Consider the following 4,098-nt stretch of genomic DNA (forward strand, 5'->3'; position numbering starts at 1 on the left):
ATTGGCAGGGGCAGGTGCGGGGGACGGTGCGGTTTGCGGATGCGGTGGGGACGTTGGTGGGGCGTGGGGTGACGCGGTTTGTGGAGGTGGGTCCGGACAGTGTGTTGTCGGCGATGGTGGGGGAGTGTGTGCCGGGGGCGGTGGTGGTGGGGTTGCAGCGGCGTGGTGGTGGTGAGGTGACGCGGTTTGTGGAGGGGATGGGTCGGGTGTGGGTGTCGGGTGTGGATTTGGATTGGGGTGTGGTGTGTGGGGGTGGGCGGCGGGTGGATTTGCCGACGTATGCCTTCCAACACCAGCACTACTGGATCGACGCTCCGGCTGATCCCGGTGATGCCACCGCGATGGGTCTGGACTCCGCCGACCACCCGCTGCTCGGCGCGGTCGTCGATGTGCCCGGCGCTGGCGGCGTGGTGCTCACCGGCCGGATCTCCCGGACGGCCCAGCCGTGGCTCGCCGACCACGCGGTGTTCGACACCGTCCTCGTCCCCGGCACCGGGCTGGTGGAGCTCGCCCTGCACGCCGGAGACCAGGTCGGCTGTCCGGTACTGGACGAACTGACCATCGGCGCGCCGATGGTGCTGCCCGCCGAGGGCGGCCTGGCGCTGCGCGTCACGGTCGCCGCCGCCGACGACAGCGGCGCCCGTACCCTGGGCATCTGGACCCGGCCCGACGACGCGGCCGACGGCACCGGCTGGACCCGGCACGCCGAAGGGATCCTGGTCCTCCGGGCCGGAGCCGACCCGGCCGCCGCGGACCTGTCCGAGTGGCCGCCCCCGGGCGCCGAGCCGGTCGACCTCACCGGCCTCTACGACCGGCTACCTGACCACGGCTATGGCTACGGGCCGGCGTTCCAGGGACTGCGCGCGGTGTGGCGGCGCGGCGACGGCGACACCGCCGAGGTCTGGGCCGAAGCGGCGCTTCCCGAGGCCGCCGCCGCCGACGCGCCCCGGTTCCTGCTGCACCCGGCGCTGCTCGACGCGGCGCTGCACGCCAACCTCGTAGCCGAAGGCGCAGGCGACACGCCGTTGCCGTTCTCCTGGCGCGGGGTGACCCTGCACGCGGCGCACGCCGCTACCCTGCGGATCAGGATCTCCCCGGCCACCGCCGACAAGCTGGCCGTCACTGTCGCCGACGGTAACGGCAATCCCGTCGCCACCATCGACCAGATGGTGGTCCGACCGGTGGCCGCCGACGTGCTCGGCACCGCCGCCCGCCGCCATCAGCGCAACCTGTTCGAGGTGGCCTGGCGGCCCGTCCCCACCCCGGGCGCCGTCGCCGACGACTGGACCCCCATCGACGCGGAGGCGGAACTGCCCGACCCGGCACCCGGCACCGTCGTGGTCACCCTCGACCCGTCCAGCACGCCGCCCGCCGCCGTGCACCGGGCCGCCGAACGACTGCTGGCGCTGTTGCGCCGATGGCTCACCGAGCCGGGGTACGCCGCGGCGACGTTGGTGCTGCTCACCCGCGACGCGGTTGGTGCCGGCGACACCCCGGTCGACCCCGTCCAGGCGGCTCTGTGGGGGTTGGTCCGGGCCGCCGAAGCCGAACACCCCGGCCGGTTTGTCCTGGTCGACACGGATGGCACCGGCACCGACCACCTCGCGGCGGCGCTGGCCACCGGCGAACCGGAAGTGGCCGTCCGAGAGGGTCAGTTGCTGGTGCCCCGACTGATCCGGGTACCCGCCGAGGCACCCGGCGACACCCCATGGCCCGCCGACGGCACCGTCCTGATCACCGGCGGCCTCGGCGGGCTGGGCAGCCTCATCGCCCGGCACCTGGTGACCCGGCACGGCGTACGCCGGCTGCTGCTGACCAGCCGCAGCGGCGCCAGCGCACCCGGCGCGGCGGAACTGGTCGCGGGCCTCACCGCTGCCGGCGCCGAGGTGACGGTCGCCGCCTGCGACGTCGCCGACCGGGACGCGCTCGCCGCGCTGCTCGCCGACCTTCCCGCCGACCACCCGCTCACCGCCGTCGTGCACGCCGCCGGTATCGCCGAGAACGCGCTGGTTGACGCCCTCACCCCCGAACAGCTACACCGGGTGCTACGGCCCAAGGTGGACGCCGCCTGGCACCTGCACGACCTCACCCGCGCCCTCGACCTGGCCGCGTTCGTGCTCGTCTCCTCCTCGGCCGGCTGGGTGGCCGGCGCCGGCCAGGGCAACTACGCCGCCGCCAACCTCTTCCTCGACGCGCTCGCCCAGCACCGCCGCGCAGACGGGCTGCCGGCCACCTCGCTGGCCTTCGGCCTCTGGGCCGCCGGCACCGGCATGGGCGGTCAGCTCGACGAGGCCGGCCTGCACCGGATGCGCCGGCTCGGCATGCCCGCGATGACCACCGACGAAGGGCTGGGCCTCTTTGACGCAGCCGTTGCCGCCGACCGGGCCACCGTCGTACCGGTGCGGGTCGACCTGGACGCACTGCGGCGGCGGACCGACACACTGCCCGCCGTGCTGCGCGGCCTGGTCCGCAGCCCGGCCCGGCCCGTGGCCACGGGCGACCCGACGGCTGGTGACGGGGGGCTGGCGCAACGGCTCGTCGGTCTCTCCGACGCCGACCGGGACACCCTGCTGCTGGACCTGGTTCGCACGCACGCCGCGGCTGTGCTCGGCTTCCCGGGCCCGGCATCGGTGGAACCCGGTCGTGCCTTCAAGGACCTCGGCTTCGACTCCCTTGCCGCCGTCGAGTTCCGCAACGTGCTCAGTACCGTCACCGGCCTGCGGCTGCCCGCCACGCTCGTCTTCGACCACCCCGAACCCGCGGCCCTCGCCCGGGCGTTGAAGGCCGACCTGGTGGTGCCCGATGCTGATCCGACCGATGCCGTCCTCGCCGACCTCGACCGTCTGGAGAAGATCCTGGCCGGCGTATCCGCCGACGAGCACGGCCGGGTCACCGCACGGCTGGAGGCGGTGCTACGTGGCTGGCAGGACCGGACCGGCGGCCCCGACGACACCCGGCACGACTACGAGTCCGCCACCGACGAGGAACTGTTCGACGTCCTGGAGAACGAGCTCGGCATCTCCTGACGGCAGTCCGACTCCGAGGTCCCTCCGGCGCCGGAAGATTGGTGTGAACGATGGCGAACGACGACAAGCTCCGGACCTTCCTCAAGCGCGCCACGGCCGAACTGCAACAGGCCAACCGGCGACTGCGTGAGGTGGAGGTCCGGGACCAGGAGCCGATCGCGATCGTTGGCATGGGCTGCCGCTACCCCGGGGGTGTCCGGTCGCCGGAGGACCTCTGGCAGCTCGTCCTCGACGGCACCGACGCGATCTCCGACTTTCCGACCGACCGGGGCTGGGACGTCTACGGCGTCTACGACCCGGAACCCGGCAAGCCCGGCAGGAGCTACACCCGGCACGGCGGCTTCCTCTACGACGCCGCCGACTTCGACCCGGGCTTCTTCGGGATGAGCCCACGGGAGGCGGTGGAGACGGACCCACAGCAGCGGCTGGTGTTGGAAGCATCCTGGGAGGCGTTCGAGCACGGTGGCATCGACCCGGTTGGCTTGAAGGGCAGCGCCACCGGCGTCTTCGTCGGCATGATGCATCACGACTACGCCGACAGCACTACCTCCGGCAGCCTCGTCTCCGGCCGGGTCGCCTACCACCTGGGCCTGGAGGGGCCCGCGATCACCGTGGACACCGCATGCTCGTCGTCGTCGGTCGCGGTGCACCTGGCCTGCCAGTCGCTGCGCAAGGAGGAGTGTGGCCTGGCGCTGGCTGGTGGCGTCGCGGTGATGGCCACCCCGCAGCTCTTCGTCGAGTTCAGCCGGCAGCGCGCGTTGTCCCCGGACGGCCGGTGTCGGTCCTTCGGCGACGACGCTGACGGCGCGGCCTGGTCTGAGGGTGTTGGTGTGTTGGTGTTGGAGCGGTTGTCGGATGCTCGGCGTAATGGGCATCGGGTGTTTGGGGTGGTGCGGGGTTCGGCGGTGAATCAGGATGGTGCGTCGAATGGGTTGACGGCTCCGAATGGGCCGGCGCAGCAGCGGGTGATTCGGGCTGCGTTGGCGAATGCTCGGCTTTCTGCCTCTGATGTGGATGTGGTGGAGGCGCATGGTACGGGTACGACGTTGGGTGATCCGATTGAGGCGCAGGC

Annotated in this window: 2 protein-coding genes; both read left to right on the forward strand. The window is 72.5% G+C overall.

The genetic code is table 11. From position 1 onward, the window contains the following. The coding region (locus T398_RS26585) for a type I polyketide synthase (protein WP_496450549.1) at nucleotides 1-3,026 on the forward strand (3,026 nt) is incomplete at its 5' end. Between the two features lie 50 nt (nucleotides 3,027-3,076). Then, a partial coding sequence (locus T398_RS26590) for a beta-ketoacyl synthase N-terminal-like domain-containing protein (protein ID WP_496450550.1) occupies nucleotides 3,077-4,098 on the forward strand: 1,022 nt, incomplete at its 3' end.

The organism is Salinispora goodfellowii, from assembly GCF_059570675.1.